Origin of the sequence: Streptomyces sp. DH41 (genome assembly GCF_029813785.1) — a bacterium.
GTDB lineage: Bacteria > Actinomycetota > Actinomycetes > Streptomycetales > Streptomycetaceae > Streptomyces.
This window is the reverse complement of sequence record NZ_JARVKY010000032.1, coordinates 1-20343: the sequence shown is the minus strand read 5'-3', so window position 1 is coordinate 20343 and position 20343 is coordinate 1. Positions and strand designations below refer to the sequence as shown.

Sequence of the window (20343 nt, the reverse complement as noted above, 5' to 3'; positions counted from 1 at the left end):
AGTAGGGGTACGGACCGCCCTGGGCCACGGGGACCGGTCACCCGATTTCGCTACACCGTGTCAGTCCCCGGCAGGCCCGGATTCACTCGTCCAGGGCACGCAGCGCCTGCCGGAGCAGAGCCGCCCGGGCGGCCGGTTCGGTCAGGTGCTCCAGGCCGAAGCCCAGCAGGACCGTGTCGTCCGTGGTGACGGCGCCGTACGTCTGGAAGAGGGTCCCGGTGCGGGTCCAGTCCTTCAGCACGGCGGGGCTGCCCGCGGGCGGCCCGGAGACCTGCCAGGCGCCGAGCGCGGTCTCGAAGCCCTCGGTCCCGGTCGCCGTACCGCCGACGACGAGTGACGCCTCGTCGGCGAGGACGCCGCGTCCGCCGCTGCCGGGGTCGGTGACGTAGGCGATCGAGACCTCGACGGACTTCCCGGCGTAGGCGCTCAGGTCGAACTCGGCCTGCCGCCAGCCCCCGGAGGAGCCGGTGAGGCTGTTCCACCGCCCGGTCGTGCCGGTCGCGGCGCAGCCGTCGTCGGACAGGGTCAGGTAGTGCTCCAGCCAGGGGTGCTCGCCCAGGTAGAACCCGGCCGCGCACTCCGCCGGTACGGCCGTGCCGGTGGCGCCGCCCGTCTCGGGGAGCGTGGTCCAGTCGTCGGCGCCGGTGGTGTGCGCCTCGACCAGGGCGTGGTCGTAGCCGCTCTCGGTGTCCCACAGCAGCTGGGTGCGGAGCGTGGGCCGGTCGGCGGCGCTGACGCCGGTGAGGTCGATGGTGCGGGTGAGCCGCTTGTACGCGTCGTCGGTGTGGACGGCGGCGGCCATCCACTCCCCCGCGTACGGACCGTACGGGTTGACCGCCCCCGGGAACTTCCCGGCGCCCTCGCTCGCGAACTGCGGGTAGGTCTCGGCGGGCAGCTCGTCCGAGGTCACGCTGTAGGTGCCGGCGGCGTCCAGCGGGTTGCCGGGGGCGTCGCCGAGCGTGCCGGCGGTCCCGGCGAGCTTGCCGGAGCCGGTGAATCCGGTGGCCCCGGGGGTCGACGTACGGGTGTAGGCGCCCAGGTAGTACTGGCTGAAGTCGTCGGACATGTTGCCGCCGCCGAGGTCGACGCTGCCGCCGGCCCGCTCGCCCGCCTCGATCAGCCTGCCGCCCTCGTTGAGGAAGGCGCGCAGCTGGAGCTGGGTGGCGTTGCCGGGCACCGCGGCGCCGGTGTGGTGGACGACCGTGTGGAAGTGGCCGAGGACGCCGAGCGCGTCGGGCGCGCCCTGCGTGGCGACGTCCCAGACGGCCGCCCGGTGGCCGTTGGCCTTGAGGGCGTCCACGTACGTCTGTGCCTGCGTGGCCTCGGCGCCCTCCTCGGCGACGACGAGGACGTCCGCGCGGGGCCGCTCGGCGATCGTGTAGGTGAAGTGCTCGCTCTCGGTCCGCCTGCCCTGCTTCGTCTCGCCGCTGAACCAGACCTCGACCCGGTCACCGCGGTCGCCGTCCTTGACCTTGGCGCGGTACTCGTCGAAGTAGAGGTTGTCCTCGCCGCCGTACGTCTCACCGCCGCGCCAGGGCCGCAGCTTCATGTCGTGGACGCGTCCGCCGTTGACGCGGTACTTCAGCTCCTTGTCGCGCACGGACTTGCGTACGACTACGGAGACCTCCTGGTCGGCGCCGCGCGAGTAGGAGGTGGTGAAGGGGGCCGGGGTGAAGTCGGCGGCCTCCAGGCCGACCGCGGAGGACGGCCGGTCGGGGTGGGCGGCGCTCTCGGCGACGGAGAGCGCGAAGGGGATGTTCTTGGCGAACTCCCGCTGGATCAGTTTCTCGTCGTCGGGGAAGTTGAAGCCCGACTGGCAGTCGCCCGCGTTCCACTCGTCGCCGGGATCCTGCTCGGAGATGGTCTGGCAGGTCGACATCTCCGGGGTGAACATCGCCATGCCGTTGACGTTGGCCGCGTGGCCGTCCGCCTCGCCGTTGGTGGTGTACAGCTCCGAGGAGACCTGCGGGTGGTAGCCGGGGATCGCGGAATTCTCGGGCGTGCCGGCGAGCGCCTCGTAGAGGACGTCGTCCGGGGTGTCCGTGGCCACCTGCCAGCCGACCCCGTAGAGGAGCAGTTCGGCGGCGGAGTGGTAGTTGATGCCGTACGTGAAGCCGATCCGCTTCTGGAAGGCGTCCAGGGCCTTGGTCTCGGGCTCGGAGTTCGGGCCGTCACCGCGGTAGGTCTGGCTGGTGGGGTTGGGGGACGAGCCCTCGTCGTCGTAACCCCACTTGTACGCGAAGTTGCGGTTGAGGTCGACGCCGTCGCCGGTGCTGATGGTGCCGTCGCCGTTGACGTCGCGCAGGTTCTTGCGCCACAGGCGGTTGTCGGTGTCCTCGAACGTGTAGTCGTAGCCGTCGGGGTTGGCCGACAGGAGGAACCACAGTTCGGTGGAGTCGACCAGCTTCTTGATCCGCCGGTCCTCGTCGTACTTGTCCAGGTAGTGGTGCATCAGCCGCCGGGTCATCTCCGGGGTGATCCACTCGCGCGCGTGCTGGTTGGACATGTAGAGGACGGAGGGCTTGGAGCCGTCCTTCGACTTCTTCGCGTTCTTGGTGAGCTTGAGCGCGAGGATGTCCTGGCCGTTCACCGTCTTGCCGATGGAGACGACCTTGGTGAGGCGGGGGTTCTCCTGCGCGGTGCGGAGGATCTCCTCCCTGAGGCCGCCGCTGCCGCTGTACGGGCGGAAGACGCCGTCGGCGGCGTTCTTCACGCGTTTCTCGGCCCGGGTGGAGAGGGTGTGCTCGGTGAGGTCGAGTCCCTGTTTCTCCAGTTTCCCGGCCTGCTGGTCGGTGAGGTAGACCTCGACGGTGGCCGTGCCCTTGTCGGGGACCTGCTCACCGAGTTCGTGGCCGTCCTGGCCGGCGGCCAGCAGCAGGGGTACCTGCTCCTGGGTCACGTCGGTGCGGAAGACCTTCACCTCGTCGGCGTCCGCGGTCGCGGAGCCGACGGGCTGTGCCTGGGCGATGGGTGCGAAGCTCGCTCCGCCGATCAGGAGCGCGCCGACGGCGAGGATCGATCTCGCTCTTCGTCTCATGAACCCCCCTAGGAGAGGCCTGTCCGACAGGCCTGGGTTCGCCACAGCAGCGAACAGATGCCAGGCTCATGACAGCTCATGATCGAGTCAAGAGCGCCGCAAGGACACGCGAAAGCCGGTGCCGGTCACCCAAGTGGGCGCCCGCACCGGCTTGTTACGGCCCGTGTGCGACGGGGCGGCGCGCGTTCGGCCGGCCGACTGGGCGGGGCGAGGAGGTGGGCCGACCGGGCCGGGCGAGGATGTGGGCCGACCGGGCCGGGCAACGGAGTCAGCCGACGGGGTCAGCCGACGAGGTTGTCCTCCAGCTCCTCGCTGAGATTGGCGTCCGTACCGGGGATGCCGAGGTCCGAGGCCCGCTTGTCGGCCATGGCCAGCAGACGGCGGATGCGGCCCGCGACGGCGTCCTTGGTCAGCGGGGGGTCGGCGAGGGCGCCCAGCTCCTCCAGGGACGCCTGCTTGTGCTCCATGCGGAGCCGGCCCGCGGCGGCGAGGTGCTCGGGCACGTCGTCGGCGAGGATCTCCAGGGCACGCTGGACCCGGGCACCGGCGGCGACGGCCGCGCGGGCCGAGCGGCGCAGGTTGGCGTCGTCGAAGTTGGCGAGACGGTTGGCGGTGGCACGGACCTCCCGCCGCAGCCGCCGCTCTTCCCAGGCCAGCACCGCGTCGTGGGCGCCGAGCCGGGTGAGCAGGGCGCCGATCGCGTCGCCGTCACGGACGACGACCCGGTCCACACCGCGCACCTCGCGCGCCTTGGCGGGGATCGACAGCCGGCGGGCGGCGCCGACCAGGGCGAGTGCCGCCTCGGGGCCCGGGCAGGTCACCTCCAGGGAGGAGGAGCGGCCCGGCTCGGTGAGGGAGCCGTGCGCCAGGAAGGCCCCGCGCCAGGCTGCCTCGGCGTCGCAGGTGGCCCCCGAGACCACCTGCGGCGGCAGGCCGCGGATCGGGCGGCCCCGGCCGTCCACCAGGCCGGTCTGGCGGGCGAGCTGGTCACCGCCCGCGACCACCCGGACGACGAAACGCGAGCCGCGGCGCAGCCCGCCCGGCGCCATCACGATCAGTTCGGAACTGTGTCCGAAGATCTCCAGAATGTCCTGCTTGAGCCGCCGGGCCGCCCTCGCGACGTCCAGCTCCGCCTCGATCACAATGCGCCCGCTCACCAGGTGGAGGCCGCCGGCGAACCGCAGAAGGGCGGAGACCTCCGCCTTTCTGCAGCAGGTCCGGGTGACGGGGAGCCGGGAGATCTCATCCTTCACCGCTGCCGTCATCGCCATGGGCCGATCCTTCCATGCATCCGAAAAATACGGTCGTACGCGGCGGCCAGCAGCTCCGGGTCGTGCCTCGGGGTCCCGTCGGTCCGGGCGACCGGAGCCAGTTCGACCGCGGCGCCGAACCGTTTCGCGGCGTCGGCGAGCGAGTCACGGTCGGGCACGGCGGCCTCGTCGGCCAGCACCACGTCCAGGGCGAGTTTAGGGGCGTGTCGTCCCAAAACCTCCAAATGACGCTGCGGGGAGAAGCCCTCGGTTTCTCCGGGTTGCGGAGCGAGGTTCAGGGAGAGCACCCGGCGGGCCTTCGTCTCGACGAGCGCGTCCAGCAGATCGGGCACGAGCAGGTGCGGGATGACCGAGGAGAACCAGGAGCCGGGACCGAGCACCACCCAGTCCGCGTCCAGGACGGCGTCGACCGCCTCGGGGACGGCGGGCGGGTCGTTCGGCACCAGGTGCACGGACTGCACCTCGCCGGGCGTGAGCGCCACGGTCGCCTGCCCGCGCACGGTGTCCACCTCGTCGGGCCGGTCCACGTCGTGCCCCCTGACCAGGGCCTGGAGCTCCAGCGGCACGGCGGACATGGGCAGCACGCGCCCATGCGCGCCGAGCAGCTTGCCCACCAGGTCGAGGGCCTGGACGTGGTCCCCGAGCTGCTCCCACAGGGCGACGATCAGCAGATTGCCGACCGCGTGTTCGTGCAGTTCGCCCTGGGACTGGAAGCGGTGCTGGATGACGCGGGCCCAGGTCTGGCCCCAGTCGTCGTCGCCGCACAGCGCGGCCAGCGCCTTGCGCAGGTCGCCGGGCGGCAGGACGCCCAGCTCGTCGCGCAGGCGCCCGCTGGAACCGCCGTCGTCGGCCACGGTGACGACGGCGGTGAGGTCGCCGGTGATCCGGCGCAGTGCGGCGAGCGAGGCGGACAGGCCCATGCCGCCGCCGAGGGCGACGACCTTGGGCTGGGTGCCCCGGCGGCGCGGCTTGCCGCCGCGCGCCTGTTCGGGCCGGGCGGCACGGGCCTCGGCGGGTCTGCCGCCGCGCCCCTCGGGCACCACCCGGCGCAGCCTGCTCAGCCGCGGAGTACGTCCTGTCATTCCCGTCCCATGTCCCGGTGGACGACCACCGTCTCCACGCCCTCGGCGACGAGCCGGGCGGCGAGCCTCTCCGACATGGCCACGGACCGGTGCTTGCCGCCGGTGCAGCCGACGGCGACGGTCACATAGCGCTTGCCCTCCCGACGGTAGCCCGCGGCGATCATCTGGAGCAGCTCGGTGTAGCGGTCGAGGAACTCCTTGGCCCCGGGCTGGTTGAGGACGTACGAGGACACCTCCTCGTTCAGGCCGGTGAAGGGGCGCAGCTCCGGGACCCAGTGCGGGTTGGGCAGGAAGCGCATGTCCACGACCAGGTCGGCGTCGACCGGGAGGCCGTACTTGAAGCCGAAGGACATGACGGTGGCCCGCAGTGCGGGCTCCTCCTCGCCGGCGAACTGGGCGTCCATCTTGGCGCGCAGCTCGTGCACGTTGAGGCTGGACGTGTCGATCACCAGGTCGGCGTCGCCGCGCAGCTCACGCAGCAGTTCCCGCTCAGCCGCTATGCCGTCGACGATGCGGCCGTCGCCCTGCAGGGGGTGCGGGCGGCGCACCGACTCGAAGCGCCGTACCAGCGCGTCGTCGGAGGACTCCAGGAAGACGATCCGCCGGGTGACACCGCGGGCGTCGAGGTCCGCGAGGGATTCGCGCAGGTTGTCGAAGAAGCGCCGGCCGCGGACGTCGACGACGACCGCGATCCGCGCCACGTTGCCCTGCGAGCGGGCGCCGAGCTCCACCATGGTGGGGATCAGCGCGGGCGGGAGGTTGTCGACGACGAACCAGCCCAGGTCCTCCAGACACTTGGCGGCCGTCGAGCGGCCGGCCCCGGACATGCCGGAGATGATCACCAGCTCGGGGATGGCCGCCTCGTGCGCCCCGGCTGTTTCCTTGCCCGTACTCACCTGTGCTCCGTTGTCCTGGCGTCGTTCGGAAGCGGCCGTCCGCCGGCCCGCCTCCTCCTCGCCGGTCGTGCCGTGGGCCCGTTCTCGCCCCGCTGTGGGCTGTGCCGCGTGCTCCGTCGTGGGTTGTGCCTCGTGGTCGGTCATCTCTCCTGCCCCCGTCGTTCATCCGGGGTGCCCGCGGACACGGGCTCCCCCGGGGCATCCGCCGTCGTCTCGGGTGCCCCGTCCTCGTCATCCATGATCTCTCCGGTCGCCGTGTTCACGGCGGGCGCGGCCGGGGTGGCTTGGGCGAGCGCCACGGCCACGGTCTCGGCCGTCTTGCGGCCTATCCCGGGCACCTCGCAGATCTGGTCGATCGTCGCGGACCGCAGCCTCTTCACCGAGCCGAAGTGCTTGATCAGCGCCTGCTTGCGGGTCTCCCCCAGGCCGGGCACGTCGTCCAGCGGACTGGAACGGAAGCGCTTGGCGCGCTTGGCGCGCTGGTAGGTGATAGCGAAGCGGTGCGCCTCGTCGCGGACCCGCTGCAGCAGGTACAGACCCTCGCTGGTGCGGGGCAGGACGACCGGGTCGTCCTCACGGGGCAGCCAGACCTCCTCCAGGCGCTTGGCGAGTCCGCAGACGGCGATGTCGTCGATGCCGAGCTCGTCCAGGGCCCGCTGGGCCGCCGCGACCTGCGGCTGTCCGCCGTCGACGACGACGAGCTGGGGCGGGTAGGCGAAGCGCTTGGGACGGCCGTCGTCGTCCTTCAGCGCCGGGCCGTCCATGAGCTGCCCGTCGCCGCCCGCTTCCGTCCCGTCCGCCCCGTCCTCCCCGTCGGCCCACTCGCCGGTCTTCTCCTTCTCGGCGAGGTAGCGGCGGAAGCGGCGGGTGATGACCTCGTGCATGGAACGGACGTCGTCCTGTCCGGCGAAGCCCTTGATCTGGAAGCGCCGGTATTCGCTCTTCCGGGCCAGTCCGTCCTCGAAGACCACCATGGAGGCCACGACGTCGTCGCCCTGGAGGTGCGAGATGTCGTAGCACTCGATCCTGAGCGGAGCACTGTCGAGGCCGAGGGCGTCGGCGATCTCCTCCAGCGCGCGCGAGCGCGTCGTCAGGTCTGAGGCGCGCTTGGTCTTGTGCAGGACGAGCGCCTGCTGGGCGTTGCGCTGGACGGTCTCCATCAGCGCCTTCTTGTCGCCGCGCTGCGGGATGCGCAGCGACACGCCCGACCCGCGGCGCTCCGTCAGCCACTGCTGGACCGGCTCCACCGGGTCGGGCAGGGCGGGGACCAGGACCTCCTTGGGGACGGCGTCGCCGGTCTCCTCGCCGTACAGCTGCTGGAGGGCGTGCTCGACGAGTGCGCCGGTGGTGATCTCCTCCACCTTGTCCGTGACCCAGCCGCGCTGGCCGCGCACGCGTCCGCCGCGCACGTGGAAGATCTGGACGGCCGCCTCCAGCTCGTCCTCGGCGACCGCGATCAGGTCGGCGTCGGTCGCGTCGGCGAGCACGACCGCGCTCTTCTCCATGGCCTTCCTGAGGGCCCCGATGTCGTCGCGCAGGCGCGCGGCCCGCTCGTACTCCATCTCCTCGGCCGCCTCGGCCATCTGCCGCTCCAGGCGGCGCAGATAGGTGCCGGTGCGCCCGGCCATGAAGTCACAGAACTCGTCGGCCAGGTCCCAGTGGTCGTCCGGGGAGATGCGCTCGACGCAGGGCGCCGAGCACTTGCCGATGTAGCCGAGCAGGCAGGGGCGGCCGGTACGGGCGGCGTTCTTGAAGACGCCGGCGGAGCAGGTGCGCACCGGGAAGACGCGCAGCAGGAGGTCGACCGTGTCGCGGATCGCCCAGGCGTGTCCGTACGGCCCGAAGTACCGCACGCCCTTCTTCTTGTGGCCGCGCATCACCTGTACGCGCGGGAACTCCTCGTTCATCGTCACCGCGAGGTAGGGGTAGCTCTTGTCGTCGCGGTACTTCACGTTGAACCGGGGGTCGTACTCCTTGATCCAGGAGTACTCCAGCTGCAGTGCCTCGACCTCCGTGGACACCACGGTCCACTCCACGGACGCGGCCGTGGTGACCATGGTGCGGGTGCGGGGGTGGAGGTTCGCCAGATCCTGGAAGTAGTTCGCCAGGCGCTGGCGCAGGCTCTTCGCCTTTCCGACGTAGATCACCCGGCGGTGCTCGTCACGGAACCTGTACACCCCCGGGGAGTCCGGGATCTCTCCCGGCCTGGGGCGGTAGCTGGAGGGGTCGGCCATGACTCACACCCTACTGGCGAGGACCGACACTCCGGCGGGCTGTGGACGACGGGCCGGCGACCCTGTGGACAACCCGTCGCGGGGCCCGGTGGACGACCGGCCGCAGGGGCTGGTGGACGACCGGCCGCGGGGGCCGGTGGACGCCGCTTGGCGGGGCCGGTGGACGCCGCTTGGCAGGGCCGGGGAGAGACGGTCCGGGGCCGGTCGGTCACGCGGGGTGCCCTCGGGGCGGTGGGCCAGTGCGTTCTCGGCCAGGAGCGCGTCACGGTCGGGCTTCAGGTGTTGTCGGGACTTGGTCAACACGCTTCAATGCGGGGGGACTCGGGGCCATGAAGCGCGGCGTTCGGATGTGAAGACCCCTGCGCCGCGACCGGGGGCGGCCCCGGTCGATCCGCGTCGAACGGTCTGACCAGCCGTCGTGAACTTCACAGGAAGGCCCCCGTATGCCGCACGCCACACAGCCCCTGGACGTCGCCACCGCCGAACTCGACTCAGTCCTGCGCGGTGGCCCCTTCCACGTGGCCCTGCGCGCCGCGATCGCGGCGCGCGGACTGCCACTGCAGCGCGTGCAGCACCATCTGTCACGCCACGGCGTGAAGGTGGGCGTCACGAGCCTGAGCTACTGGCAGCAGGGCGCCCGGCGCCCTCAGCGCCCGGAGTCGCTGCGGGCCGTGCGGGCACTGGAGGAGATACTCCAGCTGCCCGAGGAGTCGCTGATACGCCTGCTCGCGGAGGCCGACGAGGACACCACGGACCGGCCACCCGCGGCCCGCTCCTATCGCGCCCACGTGGCTGCCTGCGGCGTCCTGGACCGGCTGCTGACCGAGCTGGGCCATCCATCGTCGGACGGCGGGGTGCACACCCTCGCTCACCACGAGCGGATCCTGATCGGGTCGCGCCGCGAGCTCGCGGGCCGCGAGTCGCACCACATCGTCCGCGCCCACCGCGACGGCGTCGACCGCTTCGTCGCCGTCCACCGAGGTGACGCGGGATGCGCTCCCGCGCGGATGGCCGTCCACGCGCTGGAGAACTGCCGCACGGGGCGCGTCCGCACCCACGACGACACCGGCGTGCTCGTGACCGAGCTGCTCTTCGACACGCGTCTGCGGGCCGGGGACACCTTCCTCTTCCGCTACGGCGTCGAGGACGGCACCGCGGGGGTGTCGCACGAGTACGTCCGGGGGTTCGGTTCGGCGAGCGGGCAGTACGCGCTCCAGGTGCGGTTCGACTCCGCGGCCCTGCCGGCGCGCTGCCACCGGTTCACGCAGCACTCGCCGGCGGCACCGCGCGGCGGCCGGCAGGAGCTCACCCTCAGCGGGCGGCACCACTCGGTGCACCTCGTGGAGCCGCGGGTGCGGTCGGGGATGCTGGGGATCGGGTGGGACTGGGAGTGAGCGGGTACGCCTGACGGGTGCCGCAGGCGGATCGCCCGGGGCTGCGGGCGGATTCCCGACGTGACGGGCGCGACTCCCGACGTGACGGGCGGATCAGATGTCGGGGCTCGCGATGATCCTGCCCTGCTTCACCTCGACCGCCAGTTCGATGAGCGGCACGCTCGCCGGGGCGTGCAGCACCTCGCCGGTCCGGGCGTCGAACTCGCTGCCGTGGCAGGGGCAGACCAGCTTCGCCCCCTCCAGCTTGTTGATGGGGCACCGCGCGTGCGTACAGACCGTGCTGAACGCCTTCAGGGAGCCGTCCTCGGCCCGGCTGACCACCACGTTCTGGTCCCGGTAGAGCTTGGCCGCGCCCTTGGCGACCTCGCCGTCCGCCCCGAGGTCGACGGGCCCGGTCGGCCTGGCGGGCGCGGCACCGTCGTCGCCCGGTGAGCAGGCGGCCAGACCCAGTCCGGCGACGGGCGTGAGGGCCGCCGAGCGCAGAACGGTACGGCGGCTCGGAACGGGACGGCCGGGCATGGGGTCTCCACTGGTCAGGGAATGTGCAGGGCGACGATATCCGGCGCCCGCGGGCGTCCCGCGGGGTGGGTCGCGGGTCTGGCGCCGAGGGGGAGGACGCGACAGGGATGGACGTAAGCGTTTGCGCAAGCGTTTACGTCCCTCTCTCGATGGGATACGGTCCCCGCCAGTGCGCGCACATCAACGCGCGGCAGTGCGCGGCAGCAGGCGGAAGGGGGCACCACCGATGGCGACCATGGCCGATGTCGCCCGGAGCGCAGGGGTCTCCGTGGCGACCGTCTCGCACGTGCTCAACGACACCCGTCCGGTACTGCCGCGCACCCGCCAGGCGGTGCTGGACGCCGTCGAGGAGCTCGGCTACACCCCGAACACCCTCGCCCGCTCCCTGGTGACCTCCCGTACCCGCTCCATCGGGCTCGCGGTGTCGGCGATCAGCAACCCGTACTTCACGGAGATCCTCCAGGGCGTCGAGGCCGCCGCCCTCGAGCACGGCTACGGCCTGCTCATCGCCGACCCGCACGACGATCCCGGACACGAGCACAAGGTCGTCCGGCTGCTGCACGAGCGGCGCGTGGACGGCATGATCGTCGCGCCCTCGGCCGACCCGCGCGACCTCGTCGCCTATCTGGGACGCCACCGCGTGCCGGCCGTCTTCCTCGACCGGGTCGTCGACGTGCCGAAGGACGACGGGGGCCCGCGCTTCGACCAGGTGTGCGCCGAGAGCGCCGAGCCGACGGCCCTGCTGGTCTCCCATCTCGCCGGGCTCGGCCACCGCCGGATCGGCCTGGTCGCGGGTCGGCCGGGGCTCAGCACGACGCGCGAGCGGATCACCGGGTACCGGCACGGCCTCGCCGCCGCCGGGCTGCCCTACGACGAACGGCTCCTGGTCCACGGCGACTCCGAGGCCGGCGGCGGCGAGCGGGCCGCGGCGGCCCTGCTGTCCCTGGCGGTGCCGCCCACCGCGCTGGTCACCGCCAACAACGCGATGACCATCGGTGCGCTGCGCGCCCTGCGGGACCGGAATGTGTCCGTACCCGGTGACCTCGCGCTGTGCTGCTTCGACGACTTCACCTGGGCGGACCTCTTCTCCCCCGGACTCACCACCGTCGCGCAGCCCAGCAGGGAGCTCGGTGACCGGGCCGTCCGGCTGCTGCTGGAACGCCTCGCCGCGCCGGACCGGCCCGAGCGGACCGTGCGGCTGCCCTGCGCCTTCGTTCACCGCACCTCCTGCGGCTGCCCCGAGCAGCCCCGGCAAGCCCCCGCACAGGCCTTCGAAAGGACCCTCCCGTGATCGTCGTCGCCGGTGAGGCACTGATCGACCTGGTACCGCAGGGCACGGGTGCCCTGGCCGCGCTGCGGCCGGCGCTCGGCGGCGGTCCGTACAACACGGCCGTCGCCCTGGGCCGCCTCGGCTCCCCCACCGCCTTCTGCTCCCGGGTGTCGCACGACGCCTTCGGCGAGGCGCTGCTCGACCGGCTGGGTGAGACCGGCGTGGACGTCTCGCCGGTGCAGCGCGGGGCCGAGCCGACGACACTCGCCGTGGCCTCGGTGGACGCGGACGGCTCGGCCGCGTACTCCTTCTACGTGGACGGGACCGCGGACCGGCTGTTCTCGTTGCCCGCCGCGTTGCCGTCCGGCACCCGGGCGGTCTCCTTCGGGACCTGCTCCATGGTGCTGGAGCCGGGTGCGAGCGCGTACGAGGAGCTGCTGCGCGAGACGGCGGCGCGGGGTGTGTTCACGGCGCTCGACCCCAACATCCGGGCCGGGCTGATCCCGGACCCGGACGCCTACCGGGCGCGGTTCAGGAGCTGGCTGCCGTCGGTGTCGCTGCTGAAGCTGTCCGCCGAGGACGCCGAGTGGCTCGGTGGCACGCCCCGGGAGTGGCTGGCGGCGGGCCCGGCGGCGGTCGTGGTCACCCGGGGCGGTGCGGGGCTGACGGCGTACACCCGTGAGGGGGGCGAGTACGCGGTGCCGGGCGAGGCCGTGGACGTGGTGGACACGATCGGCGCGGGTGACACGGTGAACGCGGCGCTGTTGCACGGCCTCGCGGTACGGGACGCCCTCGGTGACGAGGCGGTGGCCGGTCTGGGGGCGGAGGGCTGGGCGGAGCTGCTGGGCTTCGCCGCCCGGGCCGCGGCGGTCACCTGCTCGCGGGCGGGCGCGGAGCCGCCGTTCGCCCACGAAGTCGCCTTTTGAACACCAAGGGCTGAAAGCCGACGACTGAACGCCGACGGCACCGGCTCCGGTCCGGGTGGTCGGCCTGCGGGCCGGACGAACGCCGCGCCGGGCTCCACGGATGATCCCGTGGGGCCCGGCGCGGCTGACGTTCAGGCCTTGCTCGTCCGCGTCGTCTTCTTCGCGGCGGGCTTGGTGGCCTTCTTGGCCGTCTTCGTGGCGGTCTTCTTCACGGCCGTGCCGGTGACCGCCTTGGTGGCGGTCTTCTTGGCGGTGGCCTTGGCGGCCACCGTCTTCGCCGCCTTGCGCGGGGTCTTCACCGTGGCCGCGTCGCTGATCCGGTCGGCGCCGAGGACGTCCTGGAGGAACTTGCCGGTGTGGCTGGCGGGAACGCCGGCCACCTGCTCGGGCGTGCCCTCCGCGACCACCAGGCCACCGCCGGCACCACCCTCGGGGCCCATGTCGACGACCCAGTCGGCGGTCTTGATCACGTCGAGGTTGTGCTCGATGACGATGACCGTGTTGCCCTTGTCGACCAGGCCCGACAGGACGGTGAGCAGCTTGCTGATGTCCTCGAAGTGCAGGCCGGTGGTCGGCTCGTCCAGGACGTAGACCGTGCGTCCGGTGGAGCGGCGCTGCAGCTCGCTGGCGAGCTTGACGCGCTGTGCCTCACCGCCGGACAGGGTGGTCGCGGACTGGCCGAGCCGGACGTAGCCGAGGCCGACGTCCTTCAGCGTCTTCATGTGCCGGGAGATCGCGGGGACCGCCTCGAAGAAGTCGGTCGCCTCCTCGATCGGCATGTTCAGGACGTCGGCGATGGACTTGCCCTTGTAGTGGACCTCCAGGGTCTCCCGGTTGTACCGGGCGCCGTGGCAGACCTCGCACGGGACGTAGACGTCCGGGAGGAAGTTCATCTCGATCTTGATCGTGCCGTCGCCCGCGCAGTTCTCGCAGCGGCCGCCCTTGACGTTGAAGGAGAACCGGCCCGGCATGTAGCCGCGGACCTTCGCCTCGGTCGTCTCGGCGAACAGCTTGCGGACGTGGTCGAAGACGCCCGTGTACGTCGCCGGGTTGGACCGCGGGGTGCGGCCGATGGGCGACTGGTCGACGTGGACGACCTTGTCGACGAGGTCGTCGCCGTCCACGCGCGTGTGCCGGCCGGGGACGCTCCGTGCGCCGTTCAGCTCCCGTGCCAGGTGCGTGTACAGGATGTCGTTGACCAGGGTCGACTTGCCGGATCCGGAGACGCCGGTGACGGCCGTGAAGACGCCCAGCGGGAAGGAGACGTCGATGTCCTGGAGGTTGTTCTCGCGGGCCCCGTGCACGGTGAGCTGCCGGGAGGGGTCGCGCGGGCGCCGGATGTCGGGCAGCGGGATGGCCTTCTTGCCGGACAGGTACAGGCCGGTCTGCGACTCGGCGTTGTCGAGCAGCTCCTTGAGGGAGCCGCTGTGCACCACCTTGCCGCCGTGCTCGCCGGCGCCGGGGCCGATGTCGACGATCCAGTCGGCGACCTTGATGGTGTCCTCGTCGTGCTCGACGACGATGAGGGTGTTGCCCATGTCGCGGAGCCGGACGAGGGTCTCGATCAGCCGGTGGTTGTCGCGCTGGTGCAGGCCGATGGACGGCTCGTCGAGCACGTACAGCACGCCGACGAGTCCGGAGCCGATCTGGGTGGCCAGGCGGATGCGCTGGGCCTCGCCGCCGGAGAGGGTGCCGGCCGCGCGGTTCAGCGAGAGGTAGTCCAGGCCGACGTCGACCAGGAAGCGCAGCCGCTCGTTGACCTCCTTCAGCACGCGCTCCGCGATCTTCTTGTCGCGGGCGCTGAGCTTCAGCTCGCCCAGGAAGTCCGCGCAGTCGCTGATGGACATCGCCGAGACCTCGGCGATCGACTTGTCCATGACCGTGACCGCGAGGACGAGCGGCTTCAGCCGCGTGCCCTCACAGGTGGGGCAGGGCACCTCGCGCATGTAGCCCTCGAAGCGCTCGCGGCTGGCGTCGCTCTCGGCCTCGCTGTGCCGGCGCTTGACGAAGGGGATCGCGCCCTCGAAGGCCGTGGTGTACCGGCGCTCGCGCCCGTACCGGTTGCGGTAGCGGACCTCTACCTGGGTCTTGTGGCCGTACAGCAGGGCCTTGCGGGCGCGCAGCGGCAGGCCGGCGAAGGGGATGTCCGTCCGGAAGCCGAGGGCGTCCGCGAGGGCACCGATGAGACGGCCGAAGTAGTCCTTGGTGTGTCCGTGCGACCAGGGGTGGATGGCGCCCTCGTCGAGGGACTTGTCCTCGTCGGGGACGATCAGCTCCGGGTCGACCTCCATGCGCGTGCCGATGCCGGAGCAGTCGGGGCAGGCGCCGAAGGGCGAGTTGAAGGAGAAGGAGCGGGGCTCCAGCTCCTCGAAGGACAGGTCGTCGTACGGGCAGTACAGGTGCTCGGAGTACATGCGCTCGCGCTCGGGGTCGTCCTCGGGGAGGTCGACGAAGTCGAGCACGACCATCCCGCCGGAGAGGCCGAGGGCGGTCTCCACGGAGTCGGTGAGGCGGCGCTTGGCGGAGTCCTTCACCGTGAGGCGGTCGACGACCACCTCGATGGTGTGCTTCTCCTGCTTCTTCAGCGTGGGCGGGGTGGACAGCTGGATGGTCTCGCCGTCCACCCGCGCGCGGGAGTAGCCCTTGGTCTGGAGGTCGGCGAAGAGGTCGACGAACTCGCCCTTGCGCTCGCGCACCAGCGGCGACAGCACCTGGAAGCGGCTGCCCTCCGGCAGCTCCAGCACCTTGTCGACGATGGCCTGCGGCGACTGGCGCGTGATCGGCCGGGCGCACTGGGGGCAGTGCGGCTTGCCGATGCGGGCGAAGAGCAGGCGCAGGTAGTCGTAGACCTCGGTGATGGTGCCGACCGTGGAGCGCGGGTTGCGCGAGGTCGACTTCTGGTCGATCGAGACCGCCGGGGAGAGGCCCTCGATGAAGTCGACGTCCGGTTTGTCCATCTGGCCGAGGAACTGCCGGGCGTAGGAGGAGAGCGACTCCACGTAGCGCCGCTGCCCCTCGGCGAAGATGGTGTCGAAGGCCAGGGAGGACTTGCCCGACCCGGACAGGCCCGTGAAGACGATGAGCGAGTCACGAGGCAGGTCGAGCGAGACGTTCTTCAGGTTGTGCTCGCGCGCGCCACGGACGATGAGACGGTCGGCCACGCCGGTCCGCACCTTTCTTGAGAGAAGTGACAGGGGCGAGGCCCCCGTCTTTCTCAGACTAGGGGGAGCCACTGACAACGCCGGTCGGATTCACCGGTTGTCAACAAACCCCGACTCCCCAGCATGCCCGACGCCGCGTCCGACCATATAGCACGCGCATTCGATTTACGGGCGTCGTCCGCCGCCTTCACCCGAAGGTGTGACACGGTCTAGGGTCGGCATCATGATTGATCACGCGCGTGACCTGGCGTCTGTACGTGACGCGACCGAGCGGCTGCTCACCGCGGTCGGGAAACTGGACAACGCGTCCGTGACGGAGTCGTCACGGCTTCCCGGCTGGACCCGCGGCCACGTCCTCGCCCATCTCGCCCGCAACGCGGACGCCCTCGTGAACGTCTTCGAGGGACGCCCCATGTACCTCTCCGGCGAGGCCCGGGACGCCGACATCGAGCGGGACGCCCCGCGCCCCCTCGACGTCCAGGTCACCGACGTGCGGGAGAGCGCGGCCCGGTTCCAGGACGTCTCGGCCGTGCCCGCGGACTGGTCGCGCACGGTGGAGCTGCGGAACGGGATCACCGACACCGCCTCCCGGGTGCCGTTCCGGCGGTGGGTCGAGGTGGAGCTGCACCACGTGGACCTGGGCATCGGGTACGAGCTCGAGGATCTTCCGGCGGAGTTCACCGAACGGGAGACCGACTTCCTGGCCGCCCGCTTCGCCGGGCACCCCGACGTGCCCCCCACCCGGCTCACGGACGGCACGCGCGCGTGGAGCACGGGCCGGGAGGCGAGCGCCCCGGAGGTGACCGTCACCGGTCGCCCGGCCGACCTGCTCGGTTGGCTCGCCGGACGACGCGAGGGGACCGCACTGTCGGCGGAGGGCGGCCCGCTGCCGTCGCTGCCGCCCCTGTAGCCCGGGGACGGCGGTCTGCGGGCCCCGCCACCCCCTAGGCTGGCGGTCATGACCTACAGCGGAGAGGTGCGGGTCGGCGGCCCCGCCGACGTGCACGAGCTCAAGGACCTGATGATCACCAAGGTCGCGGTCGGCCCGATGGACAACAACGCCTATCTGCTGCGCTGCCGGGCCACCGACGAGCAGCTGCTGATCGACGCCGCGAACGAGGCGCACTCGCTGCTCGGCACGATCGGCGACAGCGGCATCGCGTCCGTCGTCACCACCCACCGGCACGGCGACCACTGGCAGGCGCTCGCCGACGTCGTCGCGGCCACCGGCGCCCGCACCTACGCGGGCCGGTACGACGCCGAGGGCATCCCCGTGCCGGCCGACGTCCTCGTCGACGACGGCGACACGATCCGGGTGGGGCAGGTGGAGCTCACCGCGCGCCACCTGGTCGGGCACACGCCGGGCTCCATCGTCCTCGTGTACGACGACCCGCACGGGCACCCCCATGTGTTCACCGGGGACTGTCTCTTCCCGGGCGGTGTGGGTAACACACACGACGACCCGAAGGCGTTCGCAAGCCTGCTCCACGACGTGGAGACCAAGGTCTTCGACGTGCTTCCGGACGAGACGTGGGTCTACCCGGGCCACGGCAGCGACACCACGCTCGGCGCGGAACGGCCGCACCTGCCGGAGTGGCGCGCACGCGGCTGGTGAACACCGGGCGCACGCCCGGACCCGGGCGCACGCTGCCCGGGTCCGGGCGCGCGGCCCCGTGTGACGGGTTCGCACGCACCGGTGGGCGGTGCGTGCTCCCGCCCGTGGCCCCGGCGCCTCAGGCCTGGGCTCGTCCCACCCCGGCCAGCGCCGCGATTCGTTCCACGCCGAACACGTACCCCTGCACTCCGCAGCCGGCGATGACTCCGTCGGCGCGCTGCGACACGTAGGAGTGGTGCCGGAACGCCTCACGCTGGTGGATGTTGGAGATGTGGACCTCCACCACCGGCAGGCCGTCGCAGGTGTTGAGCGCATCCAGAATCGCGACGGAGGTGTGCGAGTAGGCGGCGGGATTGATCACGATCCCGCAGTGCTTCAGCCGGGCCTCGTGGATCCAGTCGACCAGTTCGCCCTCGTGGTTGGACTGCCGGAAGTCCACCGTGCCGCCGTGCGCCGCCGCCGCCTTCACGCAGAGGGCCTCGACGTCGGCGAGCGTGTCGGAGCCGTAGATCTCCGGCTGACGCTGACCCAGCAGGTTCAGGTTGGGGCCGTTGAGGATCATGATCGGGGCGTTGGCCAGGTTGCGGGGCACGGTTCCTCCGGTCCGTTCGGGGTGCGGCGGCCGTTGCGCGAGCGCCGCTCGGTCCCCGGTTTATCACGGTGCGCCGACGACCCGGCCGACCGTACCCTCCGCCCATGACGATGATCGTGTACCCGCCCAAGCCCTCGCCGGGCGACCGTGTCGCAGTGATCTCCCCCGCCTCGGGGCTGCCGGGACTCTTCCCGCTCCCCTACGAGTTGGGCCTGGAGCGGCTGCGCGAGGAGTACGGGCTGGAGCCGGTCGAGTATCCGGCCACCCGGAAGATGGGCTCCACGCCCGGTGAGCGTGCCGCCGACATCCACGCGGCCTTCGCCGACCCCGGGATCAAGGCCGTGATCGCGTCGATCGGCGGCGACGACCAGATCACCGTGCTGCCGTTGCTGGACCGGGAGCTGATACGGGCCAACCCGAAGCCGTTCTTCGGCATGAGCGACAACACGAACCTGCTCGCCTACCTGCGCAACACGGGCATCGTCGGCTACCACGGCACGAGCGTCATGGTCGAGCTGGGGCGTCCCGGCGCCATGCACCCGCAGACCGCCGACTCCGTGCGCGCGGCGCTGTTCACCTCGGGCCCGTACGAGCTGCGGCCGGCCGAGCGCTGGAACGACGTCGACCGCGACTGGGCCGACCCGGCGACCTTCGACGAGGAGCCCGGGATCCGGCCCGGGTCGGGCTGGGCCTGGGTGAACGCCGACCGGGTGACCGAGGGGCGCACGTGGGGCGGCTGCCTGGAGATCCTCGGCGGGCTGCTGATGGCCGACCGCGAGATCGCGCGGGACCCGGCGGAGTACGACGGGGGCGTGCTGATCCTGGAGACCTCGGAGGAGATGCCGAGCGCCACGGAGGTCTTCCGCACCCTGCGCAACATGGGCGAGCGCGGCCTGCTCCGGCACTTCTCCGCGCTGCTGATGGCCCGCCCGAAGACCTGGACCTTCGAGCGCCCCAACAGCCCGGATGAGGGCGCCCGGTACGCCGCGGAGCAGCGTGAGGCGGTACTGCGGGTGATGCGGACCTACGCCCCCGAGGCGACGATCGTCTTCGACGTGGACTTCGGACACACCGATCCGCAGGTCGTCATCCCGTACGGGGGCACCGTGCGGGTCGACGGACCGGCCCGGCGCATCACCGTCACGTACTGACGTCCCGCCCCCGGCTACGGATTGACGGCGAGTTCCAGGTAGGCCGCGAACAGCACCAGGTGGACACCTCCCTGCAGAGGCGTGGCGCGGCCGGGCACCACCGTCAGCGAGGCCACCACCACGGTCAGGGCGAGCAGCACCATGTGGGTGGAGCCGAGGCCCAGGACCAGCGGTCCGGAGAGCCATACGGAGGCCAGGGCGACCGCCGGGATGGTCAGGCCGATGCTGGCCATCGCCGAGCCGAGCGCGAGGTTCAGGCTGGTCTGCACCCGGTCGCGGCGCGCGGTGCGCAGGGCGGCGATGGTCTCGGGGAGCAGGACCAGCAGGGCGATGATGACGCCGACGACGGCGTGCGGCAGCCCGGCGCGCGCCACTCCGTCCTCGATGGTGGGCGACACCCCCTTCGCCAGCCCGACCACGCCGATCAGGGCCAGGGCGAGCAGTCCCAGGCTCATCAGGGCGGTGCGGGCCGACGGCGCGTGGGCGTGGTCCTCCGCGGTGATCACTTCGCCCTGGCGGGTGATCGGGAGGAAGTAGTCGCGGTGCCGCACCGTGAGGGTCGCGATGAACAGGCCGTAGAGGACCAGCGAGGAGAGCGCGGCGAACGTCAGCTGGACGGTGGAGAACTCGGGTCCGGGCGCGCTGGTGGTGAACGTCGGCAGCACCAGGCTGAGCGTGGCCAGCGTCGCGACCGTCGCGAGGGCCGCGCCGGTGCCCTCCGGGTTGAACACCGCGGTGCCGTGCCGCAGGGAGGCGACCAGCAGGCTGAGGCCGACCACGCCGTTGCAGGTGATCATCACGGCCGCGAAGACGGTGTCCCTGGCCAGCGTCGCGCTCTTGTCGCCGCCGTCCGCCATGAGGGTCACGATGAGCGCGACCTCGATGACCGTGACGGCGACGGCGAGGACCAGGGAGCCGAAGGGTTCCCCGACCCGGTGGGCGACCACCTCGGCGTGGTGCACGGCGGCCAGTACGGCCATCGCGAGGACGATCGTCAGCAGCGCGACGACCGCGCCGGGCAGATCGCGGCCCCAGGTGAAGGCCAGCAGCACGACCGCGGCCACGGGCGTGAGGGTCGTCCACTGTGTGATGAGCGCCCTGGGACGAGTGACCATGCGGAGATCGTCGCAGAGGGCGATGGGCCCCGCATTCTCTGTCACACGGACCGGAGAACGCGTTCACTTCCGCCTTGGGG

The 20343-nt window shown here is 71.8% G+C and carries 15 protein-coding genes; 6 read left to right on the top strand and 9 right to left on the bottom strand.

Translation table 11 applies throughout. The features are described 5' to 3' along the window. Positions 1–82 precede the first annotated feature (82 nt). From QC283_RS34895 to uvrC, 5 genes are all read right to left on the bottom strand, one after another. Positions 83–3037 (bottom strand): M14 family metallopeptidase, encoded by a 2955-nt coding sequence (locus tag QC283_RS34895; protein ID WP_279565785.1) that lies wholly within the window; start codon positions 3035–3037, stop codon positions 83–85. 281 nt (positions 3038–3318) lie between these two features. Then, entirely contained in the window at positions 3319–4308 is a 990-nt protein-coding gene (whiA, locus tag QC283_RS34890; RefSeq protein WP_279565784.1) for a DNA-binding protein WhiA, read from the bottom strand. Next, entirely contained in the window at positions 4299–5390 is a 1092-nt protein-coding gene (locus tag QC283_RS34885) for a gluconeogenesis factor YvcK family protein (RefSeq protein ID WP_279565783.1), read from the bottom strand. Before QC283_RS34885 ends, whiA begins: the two co-directional genes overlap by 10 nt. Continuing rightward, positions 5387–6430 (bottom strand): RNase adapter RapZ, encoded by a 1044-nt coding sequence (gene rapZ / locus QC283_RS34880; RefSeq protein ID WP_279565782.1) that lies wholly within the window; start codon positions 6428–6430, stop codon positions 5387–5389. Before rapZ ends, QC283_RS34885 begins: the two co-directional genes overlap by 4 nt. Beyond that, a complete protein-coding gene (gene uvrC, locus QC283_RS34875; RefSeq protein WP_279565781.1) occupies positions 6427–8520 on the bottom strand; it encodes an excinuclease ABC subunit UvrC in 2094 nt (697 codons plus the stop codon). The genes rapZ and uvrC overlap by 4 nt, the downstream gene beginning before the upstream one ends. A 443-nt stretch (positions 8521–8963) precedes the next feature. On the opposite strand from uvrC, the gene QC283_RS34870 reads away from it, so the two are divergent. Next, on the top strand, positions 8964–9914 hold the full coding sequence (locus QC283_RS34870) for a hypothetical protein (protein ID WP_279565780.1): 951 nt from the start codon (positions 8964–8966) through the stop codon (positions 9912–9914). Between the two features lie 93 nt (positions 9915–10007). Here the strand turns inward: QC283_RS34870 and QC283_RS34865 are convergent, their stop codons facing one another. Beyond that, the gene (locus QC283_RS34865) at positions 10008–10433 is read right to left on the bottom strand and encodes a Rieske (2Fe-2S) protein (protein WP_279565779.1); all 426 of its coding nucleotides are present in this window, start codon (positions 10431–10433) and stop codon (positions 10008–10010) included. 226 nt (positions 10434–10659) lie between these two features. Here QC283_RS34865 and QC283_RS34860 point away from each other — a divergent pair, with 226 nt between their 5' ends. Then, entirely contained in the window at positions 10660–11724 is a 1065-nt protein-coding gene (locus tag QC283_RS34860) for a LacI family DNA-binding transcriptional regulator (RefSeq protein ID WP_279565778.1), read from the top strand. Further along, positions 11721–12629, top strand: coding sequence for a carbohydrate kinase family protein (locus QC283_RS34855; protein WP_279565777.1), 909 nt, complete (start codon positions 11721–11723; stop codon positions 12627–12629). The genes QC283_RS34860 and QC283_RS34855 overlap by 4 nt, the downstream gene beginning before the upstream one ends. 131 nt (positions 12630–12760) lie before the next feature. Here the strand turns inward: QC283_RS34855 and uvrA are convergent, their stop codons facing one another. Beyond that, positions 12761–15790, bottom strand: a complete 3030-nt coding sequence (gene uvrA, locus QC283_RS34850; protein WP_279565776.1) for an excinuclease ABC subunit UvrA — start codon at positions 15788–15790, stop codon at positions 12761–12763. Between the two features lie 223 nt (positions 15791–16013). Here uvrA and QC283_RS34845 point away from each other — a divergent pair, with 223 nt between their 5' ends. Both QC283_RS34845 and QC283_RS34840 read left to right on the top strand, forming a co-directional pair. Next, positions 16014–16700: a maleylpyruvate isomerase family mycothiol-dependent enzyme gene (locus QC283_RS34845; RefSeq protein WP_279565775.1), complete on the top strand. Its 687-nt coding sequence runs from the start codon at positions 16014–16016 to the stop codon at positions 16698–16700. Between the two features lie 48 nt (positions 16701–16748). Continuing rightward, positions 16749–17405: an MBL fold metallo-hydrolase gene (locus QC283_RS34840; protein WP_279565774.1), complete on the top strand. Its 657-nt coding sequence runs from the start codon at positions 16749–16751 to the stop codon at positions 17403–17405. A 118-nt stretch (positions 17406–17523) separates the two neighbouring features. Here the strand turns inward: QC283_RS34840 and aroQ are convergent, their stop codons facing one another. Beyond that, positions 17524–17997, bottom strand: a complete 474-nt coding sequence (gene aroQ, locus QC283_RS34835) for a type II 3-dehydroquinate dehydratase (protein WP_279565773.1) — start codon at positions 17995–17997, stop codon at positions 17524–17526. Between the two features lie 104 nt (positions 17998–18101). On the opposite strand from aroQ, the gene QC283_RS34830 reads away from it, so the two are divergent. Continuing rightward, positions 18102–19148: a S66 family peptidase gene (locus tag QC283_RS34830; RefSeq protein ID WP_279565772.1), complete on the top strand. Its 1047-nt coding sequence runs from the start codon at positions 18102–18104 to the stop codon at positions 19146–19148. A gap of 14 nt (positions 19149–19162) precedes the next feature. On the opposite strand, the gene QC283_RS34825 is transcribed toward QC283_RS34830, so the two are convergent. Next, on the bottom strand, positions 19163–20263 hold the full coding sequence (locus QC283_RS34825; protein WP_279565771.1) for a calcium:proton antiporter: 1101 nt from the start codon (positions 20261–20263) through the stop codon (positions 19163–19165). Positions 20264–20343 lie beyond the last annotated feature (80 nt).

What these genes read in the sequence shown, in the direction of transcription:
- QC283_RS34830 (WP_279565772.1), top strand. Translation starts at nt 18,102, where the DNA reads ATGACGATGATCGTGTACCCGCCCAAGCCCTCGCCGGGCGACCGTGTC.
- QC283_RS34885 (WP_279565783.1), bottom strand. Translation starts at nt 5,390, where the DNA reads ATGACAGGACGTACTCCGCGGCTGAGCAGGCTGCGCCGGGTGGTGCCC.
- QC283_RS34865 (WP_279565779.1), bottom strand. Translation starts at nt 10,433, where the DNA reads ATGCCCGGCCGTCCCGTTCCGAGCCGCCGTACCGTTCTGCGCTCGGCG.
- whiA (WP_279565784.1), bottom strand. Translation starts at nt 4,308, where the DNA reads ATGGCGATGACGGCAGCGGTGAAGGATGAGATCTCCCGGCTCCCCGTC.
- QC283_RS34870 (WP_279565780.1), top strand. Translation starts at nt 8,964, where the DNA reads ATGCCGCACGCCACACAGCCCCTGGACGTCGCCACCGCCGAACTCGAC.
- QC283_RS34860 (WP_279565778.1), top strand. Translation starts at nt 10,660, where the DNA reads ATGGCGACCATGGCCGATGTCGCCCGGAGCGCAGGGGTCTCCGTGGCG.
- QC283_RS34895 (WP_279565785.1), bottom strand. Translation starts at nt 3,037, where the DNA reads ATGAGACGAAGAGCGAGATCGATCCTCGCCGTCGGCGCGCTCCTGATC.
- rapZ (WP_279565782.1), bottom strand. Translation starts at nt 6,430, where the DNA reads ATGACCGACCACGAGGCACAACCCACGACGGAGCACGCGGCACAGCCC.
- QC283_RS34845 (WP_279565775.1), top strand. Translation starts at nt 16,014, where the DNA reads ATGATTGATCACGCGCGTGACCTGGCGTCTGTACGTGACGCGACCGAG.
- QC283_RS34840 (WP_279565774.1), top strand. Translation starts at nt 16,749, where the DNA reads ATGACCTACAGCGGAGAGGTGCGGGTCGGCGGCCCCGCCGACGTGCAC.
- QC283_RS34825 (WP_279565771.1), bottom strand. Translation starts at nt 20,263, where the DNA reads ATGGTCACTCGTCCCAGGGCGCTCATCACACAGTGGACGACCCTCACG.
- uvrC (WP_279565781.1), bottom strand. Translation starts at nt 8,520, where the DNA reads ATGGCCGACCCCTCCAGCTACCGCCCCAGGCCGGGAGAGATCCCGGAC.